Annotated in this window: 31 protein-coding genes and 1 pseudogene; 19 read left to right on the top strand and 13 right to left on the bottom strand. The window is 60.1% G+C overall.

What is annotated here, in order from left to right:
• The first annotated feature begins 67 nt into the window (after positions 1 to 67).
• The gene (locus CRO01_RS07915; RefSeq protein WP_097008595.1) at positions 68 to 1,114 is read left to right on the top strand and encodes a hypothetical protein; all 1,047 of its coding nucleotides are present in this window, start codon (positions 68 to 70) and stop codon (positions 1,112 to 1,114) included.
• Between the two features lie 327 nt (positions 1,115 to 1,441).
• Here the strand turns inward: CRO01_RS07915 and CRO01_RS07920 are convergent, their stop codons facing one another.
• The 7 genes from CRO01_RS07920 to CRO01_RS07950 all read right to left on the bottom strand — a co-directional run bounded on the left by CRO01_RS07920 (position 1,442) and on the right by CRO01_RS07950 (position 6,829).
• The gene (locus CRO01_RS07920; RefSeq protein ID WP_097008596.1) at positions 1,442 to 1,906 is read right to left on the bottom strand and encodes a hypothetical protein; all 465 of its coding nucleotides are present in this window, start codon (positions 1,904 to 1,906) and stop codon (positions 1,442 to 1,444) included.
• A gap of 97 nt (positions 1,907 to 2,003) precedes the next feature.
• Positions 2,004 to 3,308, bottom strand: a complete 1,305-nt coding sequence (locus tag CRO01_RS07925; RefSeq protein WP_097008597.1) for an outer membrane protein assembly factor BamB family protein — start codon at positions 3,306 to 3,308, stop codon at positions 2,004 to 2,006.
• Positions 3,309 to 3,390: 82 nt separating this feature from the next.
• Entirely contained in the window at positions 3,391 to 4,209 is an 819-nt protein-coding gene (locus CRO01_RS07930; protein ID WP_097008598.1) for a helix-turn-helix transcriptional regulator, read from the bottom strand.
• Between the two features lie 282 nt (positions 4,210 to 4,491).
• Positions 4,492 to 5,379 carry a hypothetical protein gene (locus CRO01_RS07935; RefSeq protein ID WP_143824935.1) on the bottom strand — a complete coding sequence of 296 codons (888 nt, stop codon included), beginning with the start codon at positions 5,377 to 5,379 and terminating at the stop codon, positions 4,492 to 4,494.
• A gap of 110 nt (positions 5,380 to 5,489) precedes the next feature.
• The gene (locus CRO01_RS07940; protein ID WP_097008600.1) at positions 5,490 to 5,864 is read right to left on the bottom strand and encodes a hypothetical protein; all 375 of its coding nucleotides are present in this window, start codon (positions 5,862 to 5,864) and stop codon (positions 5,490 to 5,492) included.
• 242 nt (positions 5,865 to 6,106) lie between these two features.
• The gene (locus CRO01_RS07945) at positions 6,107 to 6,484 is read right to left on the bottom strand and encodes a hypothetical protein (RefSeq protein WP_179747431.1); all 378 of its coding nucleotides are present in this window, start codon (positions 6,482 to 6,484) and stop codon (positions 6,107 to 6,109) included.
• Between the two features lie 159 nt (positions 6,485 to 6,643).
• Positions 6,644 to 6,829, bottom strand: a complete 186-nt coding sequence (locus CRO01_RS07950; protein ID WP_143824937.1) for a hypothetical protein — start codon at positions 6,827 to 6,829, stop codon at positions 6,644 to 6,646.
• Between the two features lie 94 nt (positions 6,830 to 6,923).
• Between CRO01_RS07950 and CRO01_RS07955 the strand changes: the two genes are divergently transcribed.
• Positions 6,924 to 7,235, top strand: coding sequence for a hypothetical protein (locus CRO01_RS07955; RefSeq protein ID WP_097008603.1), 312 nt, complete (start codon positions 6,924 to 6,926; stop codon positions 7,233 to 7,235).
• A 2-nt stretch (positions 7,236 to 7,237) separates the two neighbouring features.
• Complete coding sequence (locus CRO01_RS07960; RefSeq protein WP_097008604.1) at positions 7,238 to 7,534, top strand: hypothetical protein; 297 nt, start codon at positions 7,238 to 7,240, stop codon at positions 7,532 to 7,534.
• On the opposite strand, the gene CRO01_RS17015 is transcribed toward CRO01_RS07960, so the two are convergent.
• The 3 genes from CRO01_RS17015 to CRO01_RS07970 all read right to left on the bottom strand — a co-directional run bounded on the left by CRO01_RS17015 (position 7,535) and on the right by CRO01_RS07970 (position 8,687).
• The gene (locus tag CRO01_RS17015; RefSeq protein ID WP_259370012.1) at positions 7,535 to 7,663 is read right to left on the bottom strand and encodes a hypothetical protein; all 129 of its coding nucleotides are present in this window, start codon (positions 7,661 to 7,663) and stop codon (positions 7,535 to 7,537) included. It lies immediately after the preceding gene.
• Between the two features lie 57 nt (positions 7,664 to 7,720).
• The gene (locus CRO01_RS07965) at positions 7,721 to 8,179 is read right to left on the bottom strand and encodes a hypothetical protein (RefSeq protein WP_143824938.1); all 459 of its coding nucleotides are present in this window, start codon (positions 8,177 to 8,179) and stop codon (positions 7,721 to 7,723) included.
• A 304-nt stretch (positions 8,180 to 8,483) separates the two neighbouring features.
• On the bottom strand, positions 8,484 to 8,687 hold the full coding sequence (locus tag CRO01_RS07970) for a winged helix-turn-helix domain-containing protein (protein WP_097008606.1): 204 nt from the start codon (positions 8,685 to 8,687) through the stop codon (positions 8,484 to 8,486).
• Positions 8,688 to 9,321: 634 nt separating this feature from the next.
• Between CRO01_RS07970 and CRO01_RS07975 the strand changes: the two genes are divergently transcribed.
• The 12 genes and pseudogenes from CRO01_RS07975 to CRO01_RS08035 all read left to right on the top strand — a co-directional run.
• Entirely contained in the window at positions 9,322 to 9,567 is a 246-nt protein-coding gene (locus CRO01_RS07975) for a hypothetical protein (RefSeq protein ID WP_097008607.1), read from the top strand.
• A 121-nt stretch (positions 9,568 to 9,688) separates the two neighbouring features.
• Complete coding sequence (locus CRO01_RS07980) at positions 9,689 to 10,012, top strand: hypothetical protein (RefSeq protein WP_097008608.1); 324 nt, start codon at positions 9,689 to 9,691, stop codon at positions 10,010 to 10,012.
• 121 nt (positions 10,013 to 10,133) lie between these two features.
• Positions 10,134 to 10,532: a hypothetical protein gene (locus tag CRO01_RS07985; RefSeq protein WP_097008609.1), complete on the top strand. Its 399-nt coding sequence runs from the start codon at positions 10,134 to 10,136 to the stop codon at positions 10,530 to 10,532.
• Between the two features lie 115 nt (positions 10,533 to 10,647).
• Positions 10,648 to 10,977 (top strand): hypothetical protein, encoded by a 330-nt coding sequence (locus CRO01_RS07990; RefSeq protein WP_097008610.1) that lies wholly within the window; start codon positions 10,648 to 10,650, stop codon positions 10,975 to 10,977.
• A gap of 125 nt (positions 10,978 to 11,102) precedes the next feature.
• The gene (locus CRO01_RS07995; RefSeq protein ID WP_097008611.1) at positions 11,103 to 11,591 is read left to right on the top strand and encodes a hypothetical protein; all 489 of its coding nucleotides are present in this window, start codon (positions 11,103 to 11,105) and stop codon (positions 11,589 to 11,591) included.
• A 137-nt stretch (positions 11,592 to 11,728) separates the two neighbouring features.
• A complete protein-coding gene (locus CRO01_RS08000) occupies positions 11,729 to 12,028 on the top strand; it encodes a hypothetical protein (protein WP_097008612.1) in 300 nt (99 codons plus the stop codon).
• 178 nt (positions 12,029 to 12,206) lie between these two features.
• Positions 12,207 to 12,479, top strand: a complete 273-nt coding sequence (locus CRO01_RS08010) for a hypothetical protein (RefSeq protein ID WP_097008614.1) — start codon at positions 12,207 to 12,209, stop codon at positions 12,477 to 12,479.
• Between the two features lie 116 nt (positions 12,480 to 12,595).
• Entirely contained in the window at positions 12,596 to 12,910 is a 315-nt protein-coding gene (locus tag CRO01_RS08015) for a hypothetical protein (protein ID WP_097008615.1), read from the top strand.
• 152 nt (positions 12,911 to 13,062) lie between these two features.
• On the top strand, positions 13,063 to 13,284 hold the full coding sequence (locus tag CRO01_RS08020; protein ID WP_143824939.1) for a hypothetical protein: 222 nt from the start codon (positions 13,063 to 13,065) through the stop codon (positions 13,282 to 13,284).
• Positions 13,281 to 13,601: a hypothetical protein gene (locus tag CRO01_RS08025; RefSeq protein ID WP_097008617.1), complete on the top strand. Its 321-nt coding sequence runs from the start codon at positions 13,281 to 13,283 to the stop codon at positions 13,599 to 13,601. The genes CRO01_RS08020 and CRO01_RS08025 overlap by 4 nt, the downstream gene beginning before the upstream one ends.
• Positions 13,602 to 14,169: 568 nt before the next feature.
• The gene (locus tag CRO01_RS08030) at positions 14,170 to 14,826 is read left to right on the top strand and encodes an endonuclease III domain-containing protein (protein ID WP_218839162.1); all 657 of its coding nucleotides are present in this window, start codon (positions 14,170 to 14,172) and stop codon (positions 14,824 to 14,826) included.
• A 28-nt stretch (positions 14,827 to 14,854) separates the two neighbouring features.
• Positions 14,855 to 15,340 (top strand): annotated as a pseudogene (locus CRO01_RS08035) (endonuclease III domain-containing protein); the annotation flags it as partial.
• A 15-nt stretch (positions 15,341 to 15,355) separates the two neighbouring features.
• Here the strand turns inward: CRO01_RS08035 and proS are convergent.
• Positions 15,356 to 16,807: a proline--tRNA ligase gene (gene proS, locus CRO01_RS08040; RefSeq protein ID WP_097009158.1), complete on the bottom strand. Its 1,452-nt coding sequence runs from the start codon at positions 16,805 to 16,807 to the stop codon at positions 15,356 to 15,358.
• Positions 16,808 to 16,969: 162 nt separating this feature from the next.
• Between proS and CRO01_RS08045 the strand changes: the two genes are divergently transcribed.
• The gene (locus CRO01_RS08045; RefSeq protein ID WP_179747432.1) at positions 16,970 to 18,139 is read left to right on the top strand and encodes a DUF7344 domain-containing protein; all 1,170 of its coding nucleotides are present in this window, start codon (positions 16,970 to 16,972) and stop codon (positions 18,137 to 18,139) included.
• 3 nt (positions 18,140 to 18,142) lie between these two features.
• On the opposite strand, the gene CRO01_RS08050 is transcribed toward CRO01_RS08045, so the two are convergent.
• Complete coding sequence (locus CRO01_RS08050; RefSeq protein ID WP_097008621.1) at positions 18,143 to 18,643, bottom strand: hypothetical protein; 501 nt, start codon at positions 18,641 to 18,643, stop codon at positions 18,143 to 18,145.
• A 314-nt stretch (positions 18,644 to 18,957) separates the two neighbouring features.
• On the opposite strand from CRO01_RS08050, the gene CRO01_RS08055 reads away from it, so the two are divergent.
• From CRO01_RS08055 to ppk1, 3 genes are all read left to right on the top strand, one after another.
• Positions 18,958 to 20,880 (top strand): beta-CASP ribonuclease aCPSF1, encoded by a 1,923-nt coding sequence (locus tag CRO01_RS08055; protein WP_097008622.1) that lies wholly within the window; start codon positions 18,958 to 18,960, stop codon positions 20,878 to 20,880.
• 218 nt (positions 20,881 to 21,098) lie between these two features.
• Positions 21,099 to 21,836 carry a metallophosphoesterase family protein gene (locus CRO01_RS08060; RefSeq protein WP_097009159.1) on the top strand — a complete coding sequence of 246 codons (738 nt, stop codon included), beginning with the start codon at positions 21,099 to 21,101 and terminating at the stop codon, positions 21,834 to 21,836.
• A gap of 1 nt (position 21,837) precedes the next feature.
• The gene (gene ppk1, locus CRO01_RS08065) at positions 21,838 to 24,159 is read left to right on the top strand and encodes a polyphosphate kinase 1 (RefSeq protein ID WP_097008623.1); all 2,322 of its coding nucleotides are present in this window, start codon (positions 21,838 to 21,840) and stop codon (positions 24,157 to 24,159) included.
• Between the two features lie 164 nt (positions 24,160 to 24,323).
• Here the strand turns inward: ppk1 and radA are convergent, their stop codons facing one another.
• On the bottom strand, positions 24,324 to 25,358 hold the full coding sequence (gene radA, locus CRO01_RS08070; RefSeq protein WP_097008624.1) for a DNA repair and recombination protein RadA: 1,035 nt from the start codon (positions 25,356 to 25,358) through the stop codon (positions 24,324 to 24,326).
• Between the last annotated feature and the right edge of the window lie 235 nt (positions 25,359 to 25,593).

Raw genomic sequence — 25,593 nt, forward strand, 5'->3', positions numbered from 1 at the left:
GCACAACAATCATCTACCCCGGGCCGCAATTGGGTGACAAGCGACCCCACTCCCTCACGTATCAACCATGGAAGAAGTGATCACGGAGGAACTCATCGAGCAGGCCATTTCGAACCCGGACAACCAGAGCCCTGCCGACCTGACGGACAAGACCGTTGTCTACTTTGACCAGAAGGTGTGGGGTGAGATCAGGGACGCAAAGGTCAACGCCGATTCCGACCACACTTCACTTGACGAACTCGCCCAGCGTTCCGTCAACGAGGCCGACTTCGTTTACCCGTTCTCGCTGGAGAACATCATCGAGACCAGCGCGGCATCGGATGTGGAGTTCAAGGCCGACGTGTACGATATGATGATGGACTTGTCGAGGAATCACTCGATCAGGAACTATCCCTATGTCTTCGACCATGAGGCGAGAAGTTACATCTGTGAGCGACACAACCTGCTCCCCGAGCTGGACTCCAAGTCGTACGTGTTCGGCAAGGGGACGGCACACGCCGCCGGCGAGTGGAAGATAGAGTCCGAGAAAGGTGTGCCCGAGGAGGTGATGGATGAGTTCATCAAGGTCATCAGGGATGAGGAGGTGAATCGGAGACTGCTTCACGCCCGGTTGACCGAAGACGCGCCCGAGGTAACTCCAGAGCACAAGCGGGAGTACGAAGACCGGTATCGTGAGAAAGTCCAAGAGGTCGGTGAGGAGTTGGAACTGGAGGATCTAGAGGAGAGAAGCCTGTACCTGTCCGATGTGTTCATCGACACGCTGATGCCGAGGGTCAGAGGATACTGCCGCGATCTGGGCCTGAACCCGCTTTGGCCGATATTGTACGATCCCCGTCAGCTGTCCTTTGAGGCGTTTTTCAGACGGTTCCCCGCGTTCTACACTTACTCGACTCTGCACTTCGCCGTGGACGCACACACGGATAGGGAGCCCGAGTTCAACGACGTGCTGGACATCAGTCAACTGGCCGTGGCAGCACCGTACGCCGACATCGTCGTGACCGAGCAGTTCTTCGCCGGGATGCTGCACAGGTTCGATGTTGGAGATGCCTTCGACACGGAGATATACCAAGACGTAGACGCCTTCAGACAGTTCTTGGAGGAGACTCTTGATTGACCTCGAAACAGCTCGTTGGTGAGGAACCGGTTTTGAGGCAGAATAACCGGGGGTATTCCAGAACATCAGCCGCTCCTCGACAGAATAGCGGCGAGTGATTGAAATAGGTGAAAATCAGCTCTCGGATGCGTCGAGGATCAATCTCCTCAACGACGTCTCAACATCCCTATCCAACTCCTCGATCAATCCGAATAGATTGTCCACTATCACCTACATCACTCAACAACCACACCCGAGTCGTCCGCTCACCCGTTACAGGAGAGGAAAATATCTGAAAAACAGATCAGCAATCCTACCGTGAAATAGTCTCGTCGACCGTGACCCTAATTAACGCAATTGTGCCGCCACGTCTTCTACCGCGCTTTTAACCGCCTTCTCTTCCATACCCGGCCGTAATAGCACTCGCCCCGAAGCATCTCGTTGCTTGCCGTTCTTGTGTCCACTCACTCTCACCTTTGCCTTCGGCAGAAATGATGTCCGCCGTTTTACTTCGAACTCACCATCCCTGAACGAGGCATCGATAGTTAGCTTTCTGAACAGAAAGGGACTATTGTAGGTGAGGTTGAGCACTTCGAATCCGACATCGTACTCCCGAGCCAAATTCTGTGCCTGTTCGCTGGCCTCCTCTCGGGCAGATTCAATAGAGGTGAAGGAAGTGCCAATCCCTTCTGCAACGTTTCCCTCTCGGTCGCGTGCCGTTGCCTTCACGATGTACGGTCGCTTTTCGTGTACGTAGACGGTGTTTTCGATCTCGACCTGCTCGTGATTAGATACGTTCTCGTGTTGGGCCATTTCAGCCGATACCTCGGCAAGAACAGCAGAGTAATTAATGGGCTTAACACCTGTTCACTTGTTGAACGAATGAGGATCAGAAAGTATCTAATTCAGCTCAGGCTGGCCCGTACACGGTAAGGTCGTCACCCAACGTGTACAGACGGTTGCCGACAACTGTTGGAATGCCGCCATCGGTATTCGTTATTTGACCTTTCTGTTGTCCGTCTTCGGTGCTCATCACACTAATAGTCGCATTACCGAGATCGACATACAGCGATTCGTCCCCAATCGCCACAGGCACCCTCGAAAACGAAAGTGTCGAAATTTGATTTGTCAGAGGTGCTTCCCACTGTTTTGAGCCGTCGGAAGCTGAGTATGCGAGAATGCCTTGAGGTCGAACAAGGTAGACAGAAGAATCATCTGCAAGCGTTGCTCTAACCGCTGTTCCGTTGTAAATATCGGTATTGCTCCATCGCAACTCTCCCGCATTCAGGTCGTACGCGAATAGCCCATCTGATACCGCGTGAAGGTACAGCATATCTCCGACTGCTGCGATGTTTGTCTTGTACACCTCAAGTGAGGAGACGCCAAGAGAGAGTGTTGCTTCCCTCGACAAGTCATCGATGTTTAATACCGTAGATGGGGAGCCATAGGTGATGAGTCGATTACCGACTATCGTGCCGGACAAATCTGTATATATCGAGGTGCTTTCGCCCGTGATGGTCTTTTCATCAACGACACTACCCTCTCGAATGTCGAAAGCTAAGATTGTCGCTTCAGAGCTTGAGATGGCTTGACTTCGGTAATACAGTCTTTGGCCGTCAAAGACTGGTATCTCGGTTGCTTCTGAAGGTGCATTGTATAGGAACTGCCGGCTGCCATCTGTGGTGGACAGACCGATTATTCGACCTTGTTTGGCGCCGACGAGTGTTTCTTCGCTGGCGGGATACAGGTCGTAATTGAGATTGCGCTCCCAGAGTTTGTTTCCTGCGCCATCGAAACTTCGCATCCGCGGCCCTTTCCCCGAGATGTGACCGCTGACTGTCGTTTGACCGTTATGGATCACCACCGATTGCGGATTGCCATACGAACCAACATTCCCCGTCCACAACTCGGTCGCGTTTGAACCGGGGCCGCTGTAGTCGGCAGTATACTTGTCCGAACTCCCGTCAAGGTGACTGGGGATGAGCCCGATATCATTCTGATAGGGGCCCGATGGCGCATCCGAGCCTTCAGTGGTCGCATTAGTCTCGGACGAGGGCGTTTCCGTCGAATTTTCCTCGGAGCCGGGCGAACTCGTCTGCGGGCTATTGCCTTGGCCACCTGTAGATGAACAACCGGCGAGCCCTGCGAGGCTGGCTGCCATTGCAGAAAGAACTGTCCGTCGATACCAGCGCCGTTGCTGCGTGTCTTCCGACATATCGTTCCAAAAGCGGGGGCGACTCCGAGAGTAATTAATGGGTCTAACACCTGTTCACGGCGTGAACAGGTCACGTGTGCCGTCAAGAGGATTTTGACTCCGGAGCTTCCTCGGGGACGTACTCTGCCAACGGCTCGGCAGCCACGAAGTAGTCCCTAAATACGGCTTCTGCCCAGCGGATCGCCGGCTGTGATTCTGCCTCGAAATGACCGAGATACTCTGATTGTTCCCCGTGAACGAGCAAATACACGATCCCGTCCGCTGGAGATGGCCCCTCATCAGCGACGTACATTCCATACGGAATCGATTCACACACGCGAATGTCAGCGTAGTCGCTTTCGACCAGATTCACCATCCAGTCGATATGGCGGTTTACGAGCGACTCCATCACGTGCTTCTCGAGGACGAGATCGAGTTGCAACTCCTCTTTTTCCACGCTCTGGTCGTAGATGGTCTGCGCGAACTTCGTGCTGTTGTCGGCAACGCCAAGTCCACAGAGACGGTCAGCGTCTTTGATCCGTCTGATAGCCTTCTCCACATTCGCTTCCATCGACGGCGGTTGTACCGGAACTGCCTCCGCATCGCGGAAGAACACGGGATCAAGAGGCGCCTCGTCCGGAAAGTGCTCAATCAACCGATTTCCGGATTCAATCGTCTCGGTGGCGGCTGTTGCTCCTCTCACTGCGTCCAGTATGAGTTCCCCCTCTCGGGTGACCTCGTATGTGCCGTTCTGTTTTTCCACCAACCCTGCCTCGTCAAGTTCTTCGGTCGCTCGATGGACTGTCGGACGCGAGTCCCCAACTGAGTCCACGAGATCGCTGCGCCGCTGAGGTTGTGTAGCGAGCTGTTCCAGATATTCCTGCCGCTGAAGAACGAGTTCAACGACATCCGCATTCCCCATCGTTGTACTGTTTTATACGTGGAATTCACAAAAAAGTGCTCTGATGTATAAGATTGCTAATTTCGTCCGTATTAATTTCACTTGACTGACTTCGTCTAGAGCTGGTGTAAGCGGGATTGGAGACGTGTACAGAACCGTCTACTCCTCACAGCAGAAACGATGTGACGACGCTTCGAGAACACGAGGTGCCGCTCAATGCGGTCAAGGTGTTCTCCGTCGAAAATACGTTGGTGAGTAACCGGCTCAACGAGCACGGCGAGAGCAGGAGAGGTCGCGTGTTGTTCATCGAAGTAGCGTCTCGCCGTCGAGTTGCATCTCATCGTGTGCGATCGGATCACCGGTCTGCACGGCGTCAAGCATCTCGTTCACCGCATCTGGCCTGTTCTCCTCGGGAACGTTCGCGATCACGTTGATGAACAGCCACGCCATCCCATCAACCTTGTCCTCCAAGTGGTACGCGCTTGAGGAGATCGCACCGCGGCTCACGTCATCGAGTTGCTCGGCCATCTCGGCGTGCGAGTCGATGCCGTGCAGGTAACAGGCCATAATCTCCGACTCTCTGGTTCCGATCGGGCTGTTCTCGTCGATCACCTCCGCCAACTCGTCGATGCTTCGCCTCGGTTGTTCCCCGATCTCCTGCGGGTCTTGTCCCTCGAGCAGCAGGTCGATGTCGCTCGCATCCAGTTCCCTTGCACGCCACGCAACGCGGGCGGCCTCGCCACTTTCGTCCACTTCATCGAAGACGGCGACGAACTCCTCCAACTCGGGATACAGCCACGAATCATTCAGTTTGGCGGCCCTGCTCCACACGCCGCGGGATTCGAGAAATCGCTTCGCTCGCCGTCGCCCGATGGGAATGAATCGTTCCTCGGGCGGTTCCTCCGCGTAGTAAACCGTCTGCTCGGTCACCTCCGCCTGCACTCGCTTGACCCTCTCTCGCTCCAGCTCGGAGCAGAACGTCACCTCCCATCCCTCGCTCTCCGCCACCTCGACCGCCGCCTCCGGAGCGTCGTCCTCGATGGCCAAGAGGAACGGCTCGTCTGCGGCCTCCCAACATCGATACGTCTCCATCTCGTCGGCCTCGTCGGGGACGTCAGTCGCAACCAGCACGTGGTCGTGGTCTTTGTCGCTCGATACCTCGTTCAACTCGAACTCTGTGAACACCTCCAACAGATATTATGTTATCTGACAATAAATATCATTTCGTGGTGGCGTGACGAGGGATCAGACGACGATGGGATGTCTCGGAATCCCGGACGGTACGGTGGTTTTCCGCCCATCTATTCGATGTCGAAGCGGTCGGAGACCTGATCGGCAAACTCGCCCTCTTCCACGTCAAGGTAACCGACCTGCCGTCCCTCAACATACACGTGGCCCTCAAAGTCGTACAGTTCGATCTCGCAATCTCCCAGCGTAAAGCAGACCCCCGGAGAGCGGCCCCACGACTCCTCGGTGGGGTACTTCGCGCTTCGCCACTCCACGTCCTCCACACATTCGTCAACCCACTCCTCAACGCGATCCGGCTCGTCGTGAGCGCACTCGATAAGCCACGCCACGGGCGGCGTATCGTCTGGCACATCTCGTGATGCACGTTCCACGACCGAGTCGACAGCGAGCGCAAGCGAAGCCATCGCTTTCTGATGTGCTGTGTCCATATCCGTGGCTATCGTGGTGGGACTGATAAGAACAGCGTCAGAACAGGCGACAGTCCCATGGCATCTCAAAACACCACTTACAGGGCTATCTGAACTTCTTGAGCGTGACCCTCAACATCGACGACCGATTCGACTTGGCTTCCTGAAACGATACGAGGCAACCGCGAGGAGGCGTGGCGACAGTTGGAGCGATCTTTCGACCGACCTGTCTCAAACGCGCGAAAAAGAAAGGGGGTTGGCAGTCAGTCGATGCGCTCGATCTCGTCAACGACGCCGAGCGTCTCGTACGGTGCCCTACCCTTCTCCTCGTCGTACTCCGGCTGGTGCGACACCGTTGCGTTTGTCCATCCAGACCGCTTCCGGTAGGCCGAGACCGGCACCGAGTGGTACACGGTGTCGATGCGCTTGGCAGTGTCCTCGTCGATGGCGACGGTGACTGTGACCTCGCGGTGATGCTTCGGTCTCACGTGAAGCATCACATCCGTGCATTCAACGACGCCATCGAACTCGATTCCGTTCTTCAACTCGACGCGAACTTCGTCTCCATCTTCCAACGACGCTAGCGTGTTAATGACATCTGGTACTGCCACTGCACTAGGTATTAGGCACTGGAGTGACATAACCCCGTTGTCTCGGAACCCGTCGATTTCACGGTTTTCGACGCCTGTACTCTACTCGACTCGTTTCTCGTCTCGTTTTATCGACTTGTTCTCGACACCTCAGGTACACGAGTACCGGCGTTTTCTCAGGTACCAAGGTACCAAGGGTTTCGCCTAGAGTCAGTTTATGGAGAAGTCGGCCTGCCATTCGTCCTCGAAGTCCTCGTCCGCATCCTGCTCCCGTTTGGCGAGCGCGACTGAGATGGATCGCTCGATTCCGTCGATGTGCGAGTACTTCTCCAGCACCTCGTCTGGTTCGGCCTCGCCGCGCTTGATTTTGTCCAGCGCGTTTCGCACCTCGTTCACGTCCGGTTGTACGTCACGCATCCCTTTGAAAAACCGCTTTCCAGAGTCTGAAAGCCGGGATACTAATTTCCCGCCCGGGTGCATACCTGCGTGCGTGAACAGCGAGGACATCCGCCTGCTCCAGCAACTACTCGCCAACCGCCACGGTTCGCTGACGCTGACGGAACTGTCGGCCCGCAACCGGGAGGATGAGGCCACGCTTGCGGAGCATCTTGACGGTTTGCGAGAGAACGGTCTTGTGACGACGCTTGGAGACTCGGGGAAGTACTACACGGTCACCGAGTGTGGGATACAGGTGTTGAAGCAGATCGGGCATTACGAGCAGATCGGCATCCTGCACGATATGTACTCGGCGGCGGAGACGGACGTGGGGGCTGGAGACCGGCCGCGGCCGGAGTGGCTGTAGCCGTGCCCGAAGACAAGGTGAGAAAGGTTGGTCTCGCTCTCCGTGTTGGTAGCAGGGCGAGCGTGGAGGAGGTGGCCGAGGAACACGAGGTAAGTGAGACAGACGTCCGCGATGCGGTGGAGTGGGCTGCCGAACATCCTGCCGAGGTGCGGGAGATCATCGAGGAGCGTGCGGAGTCGCTCGCCGACTTGGAGCGGGAGTACCCCGACGGGGTTGATCCACCCCGGGAACAGTCCGCGGCGGATTACAGGGAGCGGCAACTCGACGCGCTTGACGCGATTGTCGAGCAATTCGAGTAGTCACTCGCCGTTCAACAGTCTCTCCACCCACTCCGAGAAGTCGCCGCTCTCGTTGACGCACTCGTCTAGATCCACAACCGCACCCCCGCGTGCGTGCCATCGTTTCTTTCGGTAGTCGCGCTCGTCCATACCCGAATCTCTCCCACTATCGACTTGAAAATGTACTTTGGAAAGAGAGAAAGTCTGCTACTCGATGCCCAATAGTTCGTCTGCGTTCCTCCAGTCAGTAATGTCACCCCACCTGTCAACCGCTTCATCGACTGGAACCTCGTCAGTCCAGTCAAATTCGAGATCATCGACGTCGGTTTTCATAACGCCGACGCGGACGCTCCACTCCCGCTCGTCGTCGCAGCGGAAGTCGTACGTGAAACTGGCCAATCGTGCCTCGTACTCCTCCTCCGTCATAATCTCGTAACTGCTGGCGAACGCGGCCTCGATCTCGTCCTCGTAGTCGCGGTAAGGACAGTGAGGGGAGCGTGCGCCGACGGCGACGAGCAGGCCAGCGAGACCCGGCGGGTGCGGGCTTCTGCCGGTGCGGCTTTCCAGTCGCTCGATGATGTCGTGGACGTGGGTGAGCACGATGCGGGGGTAGCCATCCCTCTGTCTCCATACCAGCACCTCGTCGTCATCGTCTGCAAATCTCATCTTTGTCTTTGTTCCCATTCTCTGCATTTGATAGTTGGTGCGTGGCCCAGAAAAGAGCACTGTCTCGGGGTGTGGCGGTAGAGATCAAAGTTTGAAGTGGATGGTATTGAGGTATATTCATCGAATTGACTAGGTGTTTGAGGAATGAAGGACGCGAGGAAACGAAAGACGTGAGCAGCGTCGGTGGCACCCTCCCAAAGGAGCCAGCCTTGCTACGCCCCGGTCGTCGGGACGCACCTCATACTCGGGGTTGATTTGTATTAAACGCCGGCGTGCAGCCGGCTGCAGAAGGTCAGCAAAAAAGTCACTTGTCGTTGGCCAACTCGTAGAGTCCGGTGTTGACCTTCTCCACCAGACCAGCCAGTCGCAGCTCCTTCAGATGGTGCTGGACGGCGTGCTTGCTGTCGATGCTGGTGTTCTCCTTGATGTGGTTCGGCGTCGCTCTGCCTTCTCGAAGGACTTCGATCACTTCTTCCTGTGTCGGAGTGGGTTTCTGTTCTGCACTCATATACGTGTAGTGGTACGTTATAGTGCCACTTAGTGGTTCTGAGTATCCGACTACAAACGACCTCTAACACCCACTTAGTACGTTTGCTTTACTTTGTGGTGCTACCCCGTAACCCTTTTGTGTCAGATGGAGCAAGAATAGAGTGAACAGAAAAAGAGAGCAAACGAGGTGACACACGATATGGGACTCGGATGTTTTGGAGGTGATTTGGCGCACAAACCAACGATGGAATGAGCCAGCGAGCGTGGTAGTACCCCACCGCCGCACCCGGATGATTGGAAAGACGGGCGCGAAACGGAGGTGAAAAGCCCGCAATGCCTTCCTCGGGCAACCGAGGTGCGTTGCGGGTCAAGGCGACTACAAGGGCGCTGAAACCACGATGGACGGCACTCAGTTCCCGTACGGCCCGGCTCCGCCGGGAAGCAAGCCCGGGAACGCACGCACGAGAGCCGTGACCGACTCGGCGAACGTGCGTGCGCACTATGTTGGTTTACTCAGCCCGGCGGCCGCGAGGCCGCGCGGGTAGGCAGGCTGGTGCCTCACCCTCGTGGTGAGTCGCGCGTTCGATTCCCCGGCTGCCCCTGTTGCTCTGGAGGTGATCTAGACGTTCTGCGACACTAACTACCATTCAACTATGTCCGACACACGATCCGAATTCGACACGCTCGAAGACCTGTTCGCTGATGACCGAACAATGCTGCTTTCCGCCGATGTTCACCTGCTGGAGGAATCACACATCGACAACCGTCCTGCAATCGAGATTGAAACCAACTCCCCGTCCCTCGTCACACCAGACGAGGACTTCGAGGAGTTCATCAAGGAGTATGGATGTGTTTCCATCCCCGACTTCGGGAACACCTACATCGTAGTCGATGGATAGGATGAGATTGTAGCGTTGTAAACAAGACCGCCCGCTGAACGTATTCCGGCGTCACAACCGGCAGCGGCATCAGACTCGGCTGTTCTGCGGCGACTGGAGGTGATCAAATCTACTGCAAACTATGTCTGACAACAACAGCACTTCCGACACGGAAAGCACAGACATCGAAGAGATGTACGACGCCTTGAACGAGGCGGACGTTGGAGATGTCGTTGATCTTGAATTGATGAACCAGCACGGCGAGCAAACTGGAGGTGGGGTTTTCCGCATCGACGAGAAAGTACACGAGTTCGGTGACGGAAAGATCATCTGCCGCAACGACGTTGACGATAGAGTTCACCTAATTCTCGAAGAAGTAGAATACACATCTGGAGCGCCGATATTCATCGAGGAAAAGGGAGAGAATTGGTTCTCGTATGCGTCGGTTTATGCCATCTACGACTGACCCGTTCGATTGACCGCCCCATCTTGCCCGCTGACGTTCGACTCGGTTCACAACCGGGAGCGGGGCTACGACTCGGATGCTTCTGGAGGTGATGTGCTGGAAGACAATCTACCGACAAACTATGTCCGACAACATCGACATCACGGTCAAGAGCAGAGAGTACAGACAGTACAACAATAACACGTCCCGCTACGAGGTCTTGGTCTTGGACGTTTCCGCCGCGGACGTTGAATACGAGTCAGACGAGATCGAGATGCCGATCAGCGGCGTCGAGCACGCCAACTACCTCGGCACGCACGACTTCGAGCGGGTGTTCGTGAAAAACGGACGACTGTGGGCGGAGACGGTTGACAAAGAAGTCGACGTCGACGGAGACGAGATGCTGTGGGTGTACTGCTACCTCGTGCAGGAGGACGACGGCACCGTCGCGTGGGAGATCGACGACGCGAAGGCTCCCGAACCAAGTGACGAGTGGCCGGAGGAAGCCATTCACGGCGAGACGATCTGGACGCGGGACTGACGTTCAACTTTCACCACGGCCAGCCGCGCGAACGTTGACTCGCCTCACAGGCGGGGCGCGGCCTCGACTTGGATGTCAGTAGACGACTCTGGAGGTGATACACAATCACGAAACTATGACCCGACAATACACGGACACCGAGTCAGCATCGATCACGACAGACGCAGAGCTTTCACGCGATCTCGCCGACTTCGTGAAGACGCGAAACATCAGCGACGCGGAGACAGTCATCACGGTTGGAGACGGGGATGAGGCTTACTGCATCATCTCGGTCTACGGCGGCGAGTCATCCGCAGTCGTGCTGTACGACTACGTTGCCGGTGCCGGCGTTGGGGATGTGGCGTACTGCGCTGATGTGGGCGAGGTTTACGAGGGCCTACAGCGGCTCCTGAACCACGATGAAACGGCGACGGTAGAAGAGGACATCACGGGGTTGCTCGACTAACTCACGACCCCTTTCCTCGCGGCCAACCGCGCGAACGTTCTTGACTCGGGTGCAAGACCCGGGGCGCGGCCTCACGAGTCAGATGCCTGCCGACGGTCTGGAGGTGATACTACTATCGACAAACTATGTCCGACAACAACATCGACATCGAGAGCGAGAACAGCATCCAACCGACGCTGCTCGAAGAAGGCGACGAGATTCGCATCGAGAGCATACCCACCGACGAGGAAGTCGTGACGACGGTGAGCAGCGTTGAACACGCCCGCGACGAGCAGAAGCTCACCACCGTCCACCTCGAAGATATCGACCGGCGGCTGTTCCACGATGATGAGTGGCGGTGCGAACACGTCGAGTGCCGCGTTCGGCGCACCGGTCTGCCAACCACTGAGGAAATCATCGAATCCCTGAAGAGCAGCGAGCGACAGCCGGATGAAGCCGACGAGTACGTCGCCATCGAGGGCGACATAGAAGCCTATCACGAGGCCGCCGACGGCCGCGTGATTCTGCGCTACGTCCTGCAGATGGGTTGGGATATGGACGGCTCCCACGAGGGCGAGATGCTCGCCGACGAGGAGGTGCAGGAGATGACGCCCCACGGCGTGACCGGCGATTGAGAACCACGACCGCTTTCTCACAGGCCAGCCGCGCTCGGCGCCACCCTTGCGGGTGCGGCGGTTCGACTCCACCGGCGGCCCTCGACTTGGATGTCAGTAGGCGACTGGAGGTGATCCAATCAATCCACTGTAAAAATATGTCCGACAACACATCTGATTCCGATCCGGACAGTATCGACATAGAAGCCATCGAAGACGGCGATGTGCTGCACATCGAGAACAAGGTTGGCGACGAGGAGGAAATGTTGCAAGTGGAGTACTGCGGGCACGAGATGGTTTGGCTGGAGAACGACAAGCGGCTGTTCCACGAGAACAGGAGTGAGAAGTGGACGTACGAGGGCATCGCCGCGAAAGTGACTCGGGTACACGGGGGGAGCGAAAGCCCGGAGAGCGACTTGACCGACGATGGCTGCGACACGCCGTCGGATAGCAGATGACGATAGAGTACCTGTGCCCGCAGTGCTTCACCCGAGCCGTCACGGCAGACGTTCATCAATACGAGTGCGAGGCCTGCGGCCAGTCGTGGGACAGTCTCCGAGAGTTGGCGGAGACCAAACCGAAGACCGAGATGGAACAGCAGACCTTGGCCTCGGTAGCCAGTCCGGGAGATGCTGAATGACCTTCGAGGAGACGTGGATCGCAGGGAGCGACGAGGACAGGTTGATCGTGAAGACGAACCCACGACATCAGGACGTGCATCTATATGAGTTCCATCGCAGAGGAGAGGCTTGGGTGCCAAGCGGTGTTGTGACGGGACACGTCATCGAGTACGCGCGAAACAACGTTGAGGAACCCGTTTTGAATCGCCGTCTCGGCGATGGTCAGCTCCAGCTCTCGGACTTCTTGGAGAGCGTCGAGAGCCGCTCCGAGGTCATCGCCGTCGGCTGAAGGCGGATACCAATTCTATTTCAGACAATACAGATTACCGCGCCATACAGCGTTTTTCTAGCGGGGTATCAGACATTGCACTTTTCTGACCGACGGCCCAAGTATGACGTGCAGTCGTGGCAGAGACAGAAGACCAGTCCGAATCAGCCAGCGACATTAACCGAATAGGTTTGGCGGCGAGTTGGGAAGTCATCGACGATCTCGGAGAACTAGACGACCACGAGATGTACGGGTTGGGCATCGCCACCGGGTACCTGCAGTCCCGGTGGAGCAACCTCCGCCCCGACGACATTGAGCGGGTCTCCGACGAAGTCATCCGCGATCCCCTCCACATTCCTGAGGAGCCGAACGACGTGGAGCGCGAGTTCATCGAGCGACGTGACCTGCTCGCGGAGGCCATAGCAGACCTGAAGTTCGAGGGCAAACTCTGATGCCGCAGTTCACTTAACTTTCTCATAACAGTATTTCACGTTGCAGTACCGCGTCTTTCCGACGGGGTGTCAACCAGTGAACTTTTCCGGAAGCCGTTCCAAAATCCGATGCAGTCGTGTCGAAGCAGTCTGCAGACGTGGACTCGACTTGGATGCACGCAGACGAATTCCATCGGGAATCGCCAAGCGAAGAGCGACTCGCAGTCGCCCACGAGAATATCATCATCAAGTGGGCTGCCGAGCACCCCGAGTGGTTGGAAGAAGTCCGCCCGCGGATGCTCGAAGACCCGGAGGAGTGGCCGGACGATCTCAACGAGGCGGAGCGTCGCTTCATATCGCACAAGCAGGCCGAGCTGGCCGGTGATGACGTGTGATCCGGATCGACAGTCCGAGAAGACACGCGCACGGGCAGGCGCTCGGACAACTTGAGGAGAAAGAAGGCGAGCAAGTGGATGCGGATGACCCGCGCATCGACGAGATGCTGCAGGCTCCCGTCGAGGATGTTGAACTCCGCAGACACGAGCACGGCTCCGGCCACGTCCGCGGCGAACCGGCCCCGGGAGAGCAAGTCGCCGTCATCACCAACGAGGAGGGCATCCGCTGGTGGCTCACCGCTCGCAACATCGAGGACGAGGATGTTCCCGAACACGTCCGCCGCGCCGCCCTGCTGGCGTTGGACGCCGAGGATTAAGCCGCTTTCACCGTTTTCTTTCCACAGTTCACCGCAAACTGTCATACAATGATCCTTTACACTTCACCTTCCAACACTTCAACAGGAATGGTCGAGCCGGAGCTGGACAATTCGGTACTCGACGTCGAATCGGTAGAAAGTCTGAAAGCCGTCGACGTCGCCACGGACGCCGTTCTCGTCCACGCCGACAAATGCAACTCATCAAAATCTGCATACGAAATCAGGAGCGCGTGTCAACATCTCATAGAAGATGACGGCGAACCTCGTCAAGATGATTCCCCGCTCGCCGTATCCGTTGTTAGAACGGCTGATTGAGGACGCACAGAAAATCCATCAGCAACGACCCATACTGCAAGAGACGCTCGCTACCGCTACGCGACCGAGGTGTGAGGGCCAACTAAAGACGAATGCTCGCGGTTGATGCGTTCCTCGTCCTCCTCGCTGAGAGCGTAATTGATCGTCATAGTGGCACGGTAGGCCGGCCGGCATCTAAGTGCTCCCAACCGCTCGTTGGCAATCGCGACTGCGAATCGGCGCATCGAATATGCTCGAATCCTCGAAATCGGATATGGAAGATCGCATCAGCGATATTCACGGCGCACTCGTTAACCTCCACGGCGAACCGGAGCCACCTCGGGATATGCATCCGGTTGACTCCGTGATCCACACGATACTAAGTCAGAACACGAGCGACGAGAACAGAGACAACGCGTGGGACGATCTTGTCTCCGAATTCGGACATAATTACGAGGCCATCGAGAACGCCGACCACGACGAACTGGCCGATGCCATCAGAACCGCCGGACTCGCCAATCAGAAGGCCTCGCGTATTCAGGATTCTCTCCGTACTATCCGCGAACACACCGGCGGCGAATACTCTCTTGAGTTCATCAAGGAGATGGACGTGGACGAGGCGCAGTCGTGGTTGACGAATATCAAGGGAATCGGAGACAAGACCGCCGGTATCATCTTGCTCTTCCGGTTCGGTATGGACTACTTCCCCGTCGACACGCACTGTGAGCGGTTGGCAAAGCGGTTCGGCTTGATCCCTGAAGACGCCAGCTACGCTCGTGCGCACGAGTTGCTCACTGAGCACGTGCCATCCGACATCAAGTACAGCTTCCACCGGCTGTTGATCGACCACGGCCGCGCCTACTGCACCGCCCGGGACGCGGACTGCAGCAACCCGGTGTGCGAGCAGTTCTGCGATTGCGAGTACTGCTGACGTGTATAGAATCTATTTACGCGACTTTGTTTACAACCAGAAATCGGAGGTCATCCAGACCGTCGCCGAGCGCGTGCTCGACGAGTACGGCTCGGCCGCGGCGTTCGACGACTTCGTCCGGGAGGACGACCCGGAAACAGTTCGAGACGTACTCCTTGACTTCGGCGGCGTCGGGCCGAAGACAGCCGACTGCGTGTTACTGTTCGCGGGTGGACGCGAGGGTGTGTTTCCGGTCGATACCCACGTCCACCGGATCTACCGTCGCCTCGGCGTCGCGCCGCCGGACGCCGACCACGAGGGGGTTCGGGAGGTGGTCGAGCGCGACGTGCCGCCGGAAAAGTGTGGGTTCGGACACACTGCGAGCATCCAGTTCGGCCGCGAGTACTGTTCGGCGCGCAAGCCCGCGTGTCTGGATGGGGCCGAGGAATGCCCGATGGCCGATCTGTGCGATCGGGTCGGTGTCGACGCCGACGCCGGGGCCGCCGTCGATCCGGCGGAAGCCAGCGAAAAGTAGGGAGAACCGCAGTCGTCAGTACGACTTCGCGAAGTACGCGACTTCGTGCGCCTCGTCCTCGCAGATCGCGCACTCGTCGGCCTCGGGCTCGACATCCCGGTCGAGCGGGCACATCACGATCTCGGCGGCGATCTTCTCCTTGATCGCGGTCTCGCAGGCCTCGTCGCCACACCACGGCGCCTTGACGTAGCCGCGGTGCTGGCCGATCGTTCCGAGAATCTCCTCGGCGCTGTCGGCTTCTCGGATGTTCTCTTCGAGGTTTTGCTGGGCGGCCTCGTAGAGCTTGTCGTACACGTCGTCGAAGTGGTCTTCGACGGTGTCGGCGATCTCCGCGCGGTCCTCGACGATCGACTCGCCGTCGGGGCGGTGGACGATGGTGACTTCCTCGTCCTCGACCTCGTGAGGGCCGATCTCGAAGCGCACCGGGACGCCGTTGAGCTCGTGTTCGTTGAACTTGAAGCCGGGATTGCGCTCGTCGCGGTCGTCGAGGTCGACGCTGACGCCGGCGTCTTCGAGGTCCTCGGCGATTCCCTCGGCGTATTCGAGCACCTCGTCTTTGGTGTCTTCCTGCCAGATCGGAACGATCGCAACCTGCGTGGGCGCCACCGTCGGCGGGACCACGAGTCCCTGCTCGTCGCTGTGAGTCATGATCAGCGCGCCGAGCGAGCGCCACGACAGTCCCCACGAGGTGGTGTGGGCGACTTCCTCCTCTTCGTCCTCGTCGGTGTAGGTGAGGTCGAACGCCTCGGCGAAGCTCGTCCCGAGGTAGTGGCTGGTCGCGCTCTGGACGGACTTGCCGTCGGGCATCAGCGCCTCGACGGTCGTCGTCGTGTGGGCGCCGGGGAACTTATCGTGGGACGGCTTCCGGCCGCGCATGACCGGGATCGCCAGCACGTCCTCGAAGAGCCGTTCGTACTGGTCGAGCCGGAGCATCGTCTCGTCCCACGCCTCGTCCTCGCTTTCGTGGGCGGTGTGGCCCTCCTGCCAGAGGAACTCCTTAGTGCGGAAGAACGGCTTCGTCTCGGTGGCCTCCCACCGGACGACGCTACACCACTGGTTGAGTCGCAGCGGCAGGTCGCGGTGGCTGCGCACCCAGTCGGCCATAAAGGGCGCGATGATGCTCTCGCTGGTCGGGCGTACCGCCAGTCGCTCTTCGAGTTCGTCGTGGCCGCCTTGGGTCACCCACGCCACTTCGGGGTCGAACCCTTCGACGATGTCTTTCTCCCGTTCGAGGAAGCTCTCGGGGATGAACATCGGGAAATAGGCGTTGTCGACGCCGGTGTCTTTGAACCAGCCGTCGAGGTTGTCCTGCAGCGCTTCCCAGAGGGCGTACCCCCGAGGCTTGGTCACGATGAAGCCGCCCATCGGCGCGTAGTCCGCCAGATCCGCTTTCTGTACGACTTCGGCGTACCAGTCGCCTGTCGCGTACTCTTTGCTCTCCGTGATGCCGAGTTCTTGCTCGCTCATGCTGTCCTGTTGTTCCACACGAGTTCGTCGGGGGTAATAGACGAACCGATACTCTCGGAGCGCCGGGCGGCCTGCGGGCCGATGCCGCGTTGCTCGTGCCGCGTTGCTCGCGGCCACCGCGTCGGAAGAATGATACACGCGTGCGTTCTGGCTGTAACTAGTATGGGCTCTGACGACGCGAACGGCCAGACTGACGCGGACGAGTTCCCCGGGAGGGCTACCGAGTCCGTGCTGGCCGCACTGACCGAGCCCCGCCGTCAGTACGTTCTCTACTACCTTCGAGAGCGCGAGCGCGCGGACTTAGCGACGCTGTCGTGGGTCGTCGCCGGCTGGCTGGGTGCCGACAGCGACGCTGGCGTGACATCCGGTGCGGACCACGATCGGCTCGAACTCGAACTCCATCACAATCACTTGCCCCACCTCGACGATATCGGACTGATCGAGTACGATCCGAACACCCACGATGTACGCCTCACCCAGCCTACGGAGCTGGTTGCCGATCTCCTCGACAGGATCGGCGGTCCCGAACCGTCGGCTGACTACGAACGCCGACCAGTAGCGGACGCTCGTACTAGCATGTCCTCTCTCAGGACGACCGACGGCATCGACTCGCTGCGCGACCTCGTCGAAGATGTCGAGCAAACTGCGACGACGATCACCGTGTGCGCCCCCGACGCCAGCGAAGCGTTGCTGGACCAGTTCGTGACGCGAAACGTCGAGATCGAACACGAATCCCTCCCCGCGGTCGCCGACGGCGGGTTCGTTCTCGTCCAGCGCAACGGCGTCACGCTGGGAACGATCGGCCTCGACGTGCTCGAACGCGCCGCCACGTCACCGACCGCGCCGCCCGGCGAACGCAGCGACGAGGACTACAGACAGTTTCTCTCGTTGTTCCGGGACACCCAGTTTACCACCGCGTCCCGCGGGGAACTCCTCAAAACAGCCCGAGAGATCGAGGACCGGGCTTGGCGAACTGGAGAGGGACGGCTCCGGACCGGATTTCAGTCCTTGTCGGCCTATCAGGATCAGCTCTCGGTCTACCGTCGGCTCGGGACCGAGAGCGATCTCGATGTCCACGTGTACGGGCGCCCCGACTGGACGCCGCCGGCGATCGAGGGCGTCCGACTCCACGAGTCGACGGGCGCGGAGATCGGACTCGTCTGGTTCGTCGTCTTCCACGACGGCCGCGACGACGCCACGGCGTCCGGGCGATCGAACTCCTGTGCGCTGATCGCCGAGGAGCGCGCCCGCGACCAGTACTACGGCTTCTGGACGTACGATCCCGAATTGGTCGCCGCGATCGACGACTATCTCGCGTCGACGTACCGGTAGCGCCTACCGTTCGGCACGCTCGACGGCGGCGTCGACCGCGAAGGGACTCGCCGTTTCCGTCCAGTTCCAGCCGGGCAGACGCGTCTGGAAGCCGGCCGCCAGCGCGGCGTCGAGATCGTCGAGTCCGGCCCCACCCACCTCTGGATGGTGCGTAATATCGGCGTAATGAAACGTCGCCTCGGCGAGCAGACCGAACGGCTGTGCGCCCGCGATCGTACCCGCTAGCTGGCGCCCGAGCAACTCGTCGACGACGAATCCCGGATAGTCGTCCTCGACATCGAGATCCCGCAACAGTGCAACGAGCGCGGCGACGTTGACCGCGCGGTCGCCGTCGGCGAACACGGCGTCGACCTCGGCGCGAAACTGATCGTACTCGACAGGGTCGACTTCTGTCTCGAACGCGGCCGAAAGCTCTGCCCGGACCTCGTTGAGCAACTCGACGACGGACTCTCGACCTCGGATCCACTCGTACTCCCGTTCGACGGTGGCTGGCGAGATGTGCATGTACGGGCGATACTTGCGCGTTCCCTTACCCGTTATTGCGAAGGCTTTTATAACACGGAGCAAGTACGATCGGATAAGCGGGTTCTCCCTGGAATCCTCCCGCACGGGTCTGGACATTTCCCGGTCGAGACGAGACGAACCTGATACCGACAACTCAGTATGCGTACTCTCTGGCTTCCCGACGTCGCGCGGCGGACTCGTCGTGCCGCCCCGTTTGCCGTCGTTCCCGGAGTTTCTGCATCGTCGTCTCGTGACCGGCCCCGACGGGCCTGCATTCGACGGGGGGACACCACGCTACTGCGACGTTTCCACCTATGAGTTCCGTTGACCAACAACTCGACGAGTTGCGTACAGAGATCAAAAGCGAGCTACCAAGCGACATTTCGGTTTCGGAGGTGAAATACGAGGGTCCTGAGCTGGTCGTCTACACGCGTGATCCGAAGGAATTCGCCCAGCAGGGCGATCTGATCCGACAGTTGGCCAGCAAACTCCGCAAGCGCATCACCGTCCGCCCGGATCCCGATGTTCTCGCGGAGCCGCGCGACGCACGCGAACAGATTCTCTCGGTGATTCCCGACGACGCCGGGGTTTCGGATCTCGATTTCCACAAAGACACCGGCGAGGTCGTCATCGAGGCCGAAAAGCCCGGTATGGTGATCGGCCGACACGGATCGACGCTCCGAGAGATCACTAAAGAGGTCGGCTGGACGCCCGAAGTCGTCCGGACGCCGCCGATCGAGTCCTCGACGGTCTCGAACGTCCGGAACTTCCTCAAGCAGGAACGCGACGAGCGCCGCGACGTGTTAGAGCGGGTCGGTCGTCAGATCCACCGCGAGGAGATGTCCGACGAGGAGTACGTCCGCATCACGACGCTTGGCTGCTGCCGTGAGGTCGGCCGCGCGGCCTTCGTCCTCTCGACGCCCGAGACGCGCATCCTCATCGACTGCGGTGACAAGCCCGGCGCGGAAGGCGAGGTGCCGTATCTGCAGGTGCCCGAAGCGCTCGGCGCTGGCGCGTCGAACCTCGACGCCGTCGTGCTGACCCACGCCCACCTCGACCACTCCGCGCTCCTCCCGCTGCTGTTCAAGTACGGCTACGACGGCCCGATCTACACGACCGAGCCCACCCGCGACCTGATGGGCCTACTCCAACTCGACTACCTCGACGTTGCCGCCAAAGAGGGTCGGACGCCGCCCTACGACTCCGAGATGGTCCGCGAAGCGATCAAACACACCATCCCGCTGGAGTACGGTGATGTCACCGACATCGCACCCGATGTCAAGCTCACACTGCACAACGCCGGCCACATTCTCGGGTCAGCTGTCTCTCACTTCCACATCGGCGACGGTCTCTACAACGTCGCCTTTTCGGGCGACATCCACTACGACGACACGCGCCTGTTCAACGGCGCCGTCAACGACTTCCCGCGCGTCGAGACGCTCGTCCTCGAATCGACCTACGGCGGCCGCAACGACTACCAGACCGATCAGGACGACGCCGAGCAGAACCTCAAGCGCGTCATCAAGGAGACCTACGAGAAGGGCGGCAAGGTGTTGATCCCGGCGTTCGCCGTCGGACGTTCTCAGGAGATGATGCTCGTCCTCGAAGAGGCGATGCGGAGCGGCGATATCCCCGAGATGCCGGTTCATCTCGACGGGATGATCTGGGAGGCGACTGCGATCCACACGACCTACCCCGAGTACCTGCGCGACGAGCTTCGTGATCGGATCTTCCACGACGACGAGAACCCGTTCCTCGCCGATCAGTTCAACCACATCGACGGCGGCGAGGAAGAGCGCCAGCAGGTCGCCGACGACGGCCCCTGTATCATCCTCTCGACCTCCGGGATGGTCACCGGCGGCCCGATCATGTCGTGGCTGCGCCATCTGGGCAGTGACGCCGACAGCACCCTGACGTTCGTCGGCTATCAGGCACAGGGAACCCTCGGACGACGCATCCAGAACGGGTGGGACGAGATTCCGATCGACGACGACGACACCGGCCGGCAGTCGACCCTCTCGCTGAACATGGATGTCGAAACCGTCGAGGGCTTCTCCGGGCACGCCGACCGTCAGGGCCTCGAAAACTTCGTCAAGACGATGAACCCCCGACCGGAGAAGGTGCTCTGTGTCCACGGCGACGAGTCCTCGACGCAGGATCTCTCCTCGGCGCTGTACCACGACTACAACATGCGGACGTTCGCGCCCAAGAACCTCGAAACGTTCCGGTTCGTCTAACGGCTTCGCGCACTCTTCGATCACGGGCGTCTCTCCTCCCAACCGAGAGTACGTTCTCGATCGGGCTGCCGGTGACACTCTCGAATCCGGCATCATTCACGTATGTATCGGTACATACCGGCCCGTTCACCACATATAAACGGCTTATGTGCTGTTTCGCGTGCGTCCTCACGATGGGACAGCGGTCAGTACCGGTCACGGCCGATCAAGGTATCGATATGCCGGAACAAACGACAGACAGCGACTGGAGCCCCGAGCGAGCGTTTTCCGACGCCGTCGAGCAGCGCCATCACCGGATCGACGCCGACGAGTGGCAAAACGTCTACGTGATCGGCGATATCCACGGTTGCCTGACCGAACTGAAGGCGCTCGTCGAACGGATCGACCCCGACCCGGACGAACTGCTCGCGTTTGTCGGCGACCTCGTTCGCAAGGGCCCCGACAGCGCCGGCGTCGTCGAGTACGTTCGGGACCGACCCAACGCCGTGCCGGTACTCGGGAACAACGAAGCGAAGGTGCTGCGCGGCGACGCCGATCCCGGGCTCGACGACGAGCACGTCGACTACCTCGAAACGCTGCCCGCGGTCCTCTCGTGGGGCGACCACGCCGTCGTCCACGGCGGCGTCGATCCGTCCCGTCCGCTGTTCGAGCACGGCGTCGAGGATTTCCTGACGATGCGGGCGCCGCTGGGCGACGGGTACGACGGCCCCTTCTGGTTCGAGCAGTACGAGCGCACGCCGCAGGTGTTCTTCGGCCACACCGTCCTCGACGCCCCGGTCGTAGGCGAGGGGGCGATCGGGCTCGACACCGGCTGTGTCTACGGCGGCGCGCTGACCGCCTACGACTGTGGCGCCGACGAGTTCGTCAGCGTCCCTGCGCGTGACACCTATCAGGAGCGCTCCCGGTCGAAGTTCGTCGACCCGTCGGAACACGACGTCGACGCCGGCGGACAGTAAGATGGCCCCTGACCAGTCATCGGCAGACGGCAGCGTCGCGGACGCCGACGCGGAGGATGCGCCGGACGACGGCGTCGCCGCCGAGCCCGAAGATGCCCAGCAGTTCGCACCCCCGCCACGCAACGTGGATGTCGATATCGATGTCGGCGACGACGCCGCGGCGTCCCCGGGATCGGGCGACGATTCGGCGTCCGATGACGGGCCGGCGGTCGATCTCGACGATCCCGAGTACTACCTCAACCGCGAGCTGAGCGAGCTCGAGTTCCAGCAGCGCGTCCTCCACGAGGCGCTCGACGACCGGAACCCGCTGCTGGAACGGGTGAAGTTCCTCTCGATCGTCACCGAGAACCTAGACGAGTTCTTCCGAAAGCGCGTCGGCGGTCTCAAACAGCAGGTGGCCGCGGACGTCACCGATCGGACGGCCGACGGCCGGACACCCGGCGAACAGTGGACGGAGGTTCTGGAGGCGAGTCGACCGCTCCTCGAACGCCAATCCGAGTGCTACCGTGAGGAAATTCGTCCGGCGCTCGCGGACGAGGGGATCGAAATCCTCGATATCGAGGACCTCTCGCCCGGCGAGCGGACGCAGCTACGGGAGTACTTCGAGCGGTCGATCCTGCCCGCGCTGACGCCGCTGACGTTCGACCCGGCCCATCCGTTCCCGTTTATCTCCAACCAGAGCCTCTCGCTGGCCGTGCTGACGCGGGAGTCGCCAGACGCCGACGTGACGTTCTCGCGCGTGAAGATCCCGCGCAATCAGTTGCGGTTCATCGATGTCGACGAGCTGGTCGACGGCGACGCGGGCGGCGAAACACAGCGGTTCGTGCTGCTCGAAGAGCTGGTCCGCAACAACCTCGATCTCCTGTTTCCGGAGGTCGAGATCGTCGACGACGCGCTGTTCCGGGTGACGCGGAACGCGGAGGTCCGGCGGGACGAGGAAGTCGCGGAGGACCTGCTGGAAATGGCCGAAGAGGTGATCGAGGAGCGGCGGTTCGCCACGGTCGTCCGACTCGAAATCGAGAGCGACGTGCCGGCGGCGATCCTCGACATCCTCCGCGAGCAACTCGATCTCGAAGCGCGCGAGGTCTTCGAGATCGACGGCCCGCTCGACTTCCGCGACTTCGGGACGCTGCTGGATCTGGACCGTCCGGACCTGTCGGTCGATCGCTGGACGCCCCAGCCTCACCCGCGTCTCGACGATCCCGCGACCGACATCTTCGAGGAGATCCGCCGGGACGACGTGCTCGTCCACCACCCGTATCACTCGTTTACCGGCACCGTCCAGCAGTTTCTCGAAGCCGCCGCGGAGGACCCCGACGTGCTGGCCATCAAGGCGTCGATCTACCGCACCGCCAGCGACTCGCAGGTGATCCAGACGCTGATCGACGCGGCGCGCAACGGCAAGCAGGTCGCCGTGATGGTCGAACTCAAGGCCCGTTTCGACGAGAAGAACAATCTGGAGTGGGCAAAGCGCCTCGAAGAGGAAGGCATCCACGTCGCCTACGGGACGATCGGCTACAAGACCCACACCAAGACCTCGCTGGTCGTCCGCCGCGAAGACGACGGCGTCCGTCTGTACTCCCACGTCGGCACCGGAAACTACCACTCCGAGACCGCAAAGCAGTACGAGGATCTCGGACTGCTCACCGCCGACAGGGATGTCGGCCACGATCTGGTTCGGCTGTTCAACTACTTCACCGGCCACGCGCGCCACGAGGACTACCGCACGATGCTCGTCGCGCCGGGCAACATGCGCCGCCAGTTCACCGACCTGATCCGCGCCGAGGCGGCGGCAGCCCGAAACGGCGAGGACGCCCGGATCGTCGCCAAGATGAACCGGCTGGAGGATCCCGAGATCGTCCGTGAGTTGTACGCAGCCTCGATGGCCGGCGTCGATATCGAGCTGATCGTCCGGGACATCTGTCGACTTCGCCCCGGCGTCGAGGGCGTCAGCGATCGGATCGACGTCTACAGCGTCGTTGGAAGATTCCTCGAACACTCCCGGATCTTCCGGTTCGAGAACGGCGGCGATCCGCGCTTTTTCGTCGGGTCGGCCGACTGGATGACTCGAAATCTCGACAACCGCGTCGAGACGATCGTCCCGATCGAGGATCCCGCGCTGCAGGCCGAACTCTCGACGGTGCTGGAGCTCCTGCTCGACGACAACCGTCGTCGATGGGTGATGCATTCGGACGGACGCTACGAACAGCTCGTGCCGGGCGACGACCAGTCTCGATCGACGCACCAACGACTGATGGAGCGAGCTCGTTCGGGACGCCACTGCGCGCGCCGCGTCAGTAGCGACGGGGGAGACGAGTCCTAACGCCATCGGATAGAATATCGGCCGGACGCCGAAGGGTAGCTCGCCACTGTCGTTCCGGTCCCGACTGTCGGCGTCGCCCCGCCGTGGCATCGTCTCGCAGCGGCTACGCTATCGAGCGTTTCAGTCGGGCGAAACGAGAGAATCGGTAACCCCGTGTCGAGACGTTACTCCGGCTTCAGCCCTTCGTCCTGCACGCGCATGATCGCCTCGCCGTCGGCGAGGTTCGGTGCGTCGACCAGTTTGAACACGCGCTTGTTACCCTTGGACTTGCGGATGTAGACCCGGAACGTCGAGGTGTGCCCGAGGATGTTCCCGCCGATCGGCTGGGTCGGGTCGCCGAAGAAGGAATCGGGGTTCGAGGCGACCTGATTGGTCACGAGCACGGCGGTGTTGTTGAGGTCGCCGACGCGCATCAGGTCGTGGAGGTGCTTGTTGAGCTTCTGCTGACGCTCTGCGAGTTCGCCTCGACCGACGTACTCGGCGCGGAAGTGGGCGGTCAGCGAGTCGACACAGAGCAGTCGGACCGGGTAGTCGTCGTCTTGGCTCTCGCTCGCGAGGTCCTTTGCCTTCTCGGCGAGCAAGATCTGGTGGTTACTGTTGAACGCCTTGGCGACGTGGATCTTGTCGAGGAAGCTCTCCAGAAGCTCGTCCATCGTGTCGTCGTCGCCGGGTTCGCCCTCGATCTCGCGCTCTTCGAGCACGTCGGCGATAATCTCGTCGTCGAGGCCGCGGATCATGTCGTCGATTCGCTCGGGCCGGAACGTGTCCTCGCTGTCGACGAAGATGACCGAGCCGTGTAGCCCGCCGTGTTCCTTGGGAAGCTGGACGTTGACAGCGAGCTGGTGGGTCACCTGCGATTTGCCGGCGCCGAACTCGCCGTACACTTCCGTGATCGACTGCGTCTCGACGCCGCCGCCGAGCAGGTCGTCGATCTCAGGAATGTTGAAGGAGAGCTTGCCGATCTGCTCGCGTCGTTCGAGCACCTGCGCGCCGCTCTCGAACCCGCCGATGTCGGCGGCCTCGCGGGCGGCCTGAATGATGTCGGCCGCGGTGGACTCGCCCACGTCGGCCGTGTTGCTCAGTTCGCCCGGGCTAGCGACGGCCAGCCCCTGATAGGAGTCGAAGCCGTTGTCGCGGAGCTTCTCTGCGGTTGCTGGTCCGACGCCGGGGAGATCTTCGAGGTCTGCTTCTGCTGCCATACAACCCCGTTGCCCCCGATGGTACATAAAGGCCCGTTAACACCAAAGTGAAAGTGAAATTGGTAGCGCCCTCGCGGAGCATTCTGCGCACGATCGTATCTAAAGCTGCGTGTCCTGCAACGCGCACTGTGACCTCGCGTTCATCTGGCTCGATTGCCGGCAAAGTGTTTAGGCACTCACCATTTGGTTTGGCCTCACCTACTGCAGCGTGCCTCGATCCGTCCTCTGGAGGGGC

The sequence above is a fragment of the Natronoarchaeum philippinense genome (assembly GCF_900215575.1).
GTDB classification, from domain to species: domain Archaea; phylum Halobacteriota; class Halobacteria; order Halobacteriales; family Natronoarchaeaceae; genus Natronoarchaeum; species Natronoarchaeum philippinense.

Bases quoted from the DNA above. Each gene is read 5' to 3' on its own strand.
- CRO01_RS07915 (WP_097008595.1), top strand. From the start codon at position 68: ATGGAAGAAGTGATCACGGAGGAACTCATCGAGCAGGCCATTTCGAAC.
- CRO01_RS07920 (WP_097008596.1), bottom strand. From the start codon at position 1,906: ATGGCCCAACACGAGAACGTATCTAATCACGAGCAGGTCGAGATCGAA.
- CRO01_RS07925 (WP_097008597.1), bottom strand. From the start codon at position 3,308: ATGTCGGAAGACACGCAGCAACGGCGCTGGTATCGACGGACAGTTCTT.
- CRO01_RS07930 (WP_097008598.1), bottom strand. From the start codon at position 4,209: ATGGGGAATGCGGATGTCGTTGAACTCGTTCTTCAGCGGCAGGAATAT.
- CRO01_RS07940 (WP_097008600.1), bottom strand. From the start codon at position 5,864: ATGGACACAGCACATCAGAAAGCGATGGCTTCGCTTGCGCTCGCTGTC.
- CRO01_RS07945 (WP_179747431.1), bottom strand. From the start codon at position 6,484: ATGTCACTCCAGTGCCTAATACCTAGTGCAGTGGCAGTACCAGATGTC.
- CRO01_RS17015 (WP_259370012.1), bottom strand. From the start codon at position 7,663: ATGGACGAGCGCGACTACCGAAAGAAACGATGGCACGCACGCGGGGGT.
- CRO01_RS07965 (WP_143824938.1), bottom strand. From the start codon at position 8,179: ATGAGATTTGCAGACGATGACGACGAGGTGCTGGTATGGAGACAGAGG.
- CRO01_RS07970 (WP_097008606.1), bottom strand. From the start codon at position 8,687: ATGAGTGCAGAACAGAAACCCACTCCGACACAGGAAGAAGTGATCGAA.
- CRO01_RS07975 (WP_097008607.1), top strand. From the start codon at position 9,322: ATGTCCGACACACGATCCGAATTCGACACGCTCGAAGACCTGTTCGCT.
- CRO01_RS07980 (WP_097008608.1), top strand. From the start codon at position 9,689: ATGTCTGACAACAACAGCACTTCCGACACGGAAAGCACAGACATCGAA.
- CRO01_RS07985 (WP_097008609.1), top strand. From the start codon at position 10,134: ATGTCCGACAACATCGACATCACGGTCAAGAGCAGAGAGTACAGACAG.
- CRO01_RS07990 (WP_097008610.1), top strand. From the start codon at position 10,648: ATGACCCGACAATACACGGACACCGAGTCAGCATCGATCACGACAGAC.
- CRO01_RS07995 (WP_097008611.1), top strand. From the start codon at position 11,103: ATGTCCGACAACAACATCGACATCGAGAGCGAGAACAGCATCCAACCG.
- CRO01_RS08000 (WP_097008612.1), top strand. From the start codon at position 11,729: ATGTCCGACAACACATCTGATTCCGATCCGGACAGTATCGACATAGAA.
- CRO01_RS08010 (WP_097008614.1), top strand. From the start codon at position 12,207: ATGACCTTCGAGGAGACGTGGATCGCAGGGAGCGACGAGGACAGGTTG.
- CRO01_RS08020 (WP_143824939.1), top strand. From the start codon at position 13,063: ATGCACGCAGACGAATTCCATCGGGAATCGCCAAGCGAAGAGCGACTC.
- CRO01_RS08030 (WP_218839162.1), top strand. From the start codon at position 14,170: ATGGAAGATCGCATCAGCGATATTCACGGCGCACTCGTTAACCTCCAC.
- proS (WP_097009158.1), bottom strand. From the start codon at position 16,807: ATGAGCGAGCAAGAACTCGGCATCACGGAGAGCAAAGAGTACGCGACA.
- CRO01_RS08045 (WP_179747432.1), top strand. From the start codon at position 16,970: ATGGGCTCTGACGACGCGAACGGCCAGACTGACGCGGACGAGTTCCCC.
- CRO01_RS08050 (WP_097008621.1), bottom strand. From the start codon at position 18,643: ATGCACATCTCGCCAGCCACCGTCGAACGGGAGTACGAGTGGATCCGA.
- CRO01_RS08055 (WP_097008622.1), top strand. From the start codon at position 18,958: ATGAGTTCCGTTGACCAACAACTCGACGAGTTGCGTACAGAGATCAAA.
- CRO01_RS08060 (WP_097009159.1), top strand. From the start codon at position 21,099: ATGCCGGAACAAACGACAGACAGCGACTGGAGCCCCGAGCGAGCGTTT.
- ppk1 (WP_097008623.1), top strand. From the start codon at position 21,838: ATGGCCCCTGACCAGTCATCGGCAGACGGCAGCGTCGCGGACGCCGAC.
- radA (WP_097008624.1), bottom strand. From the start codon at position 25,358: ATGGCAGCAGAAGCAGACCTCGAAGATCTCCCCGGCGTCGGACCAGCA.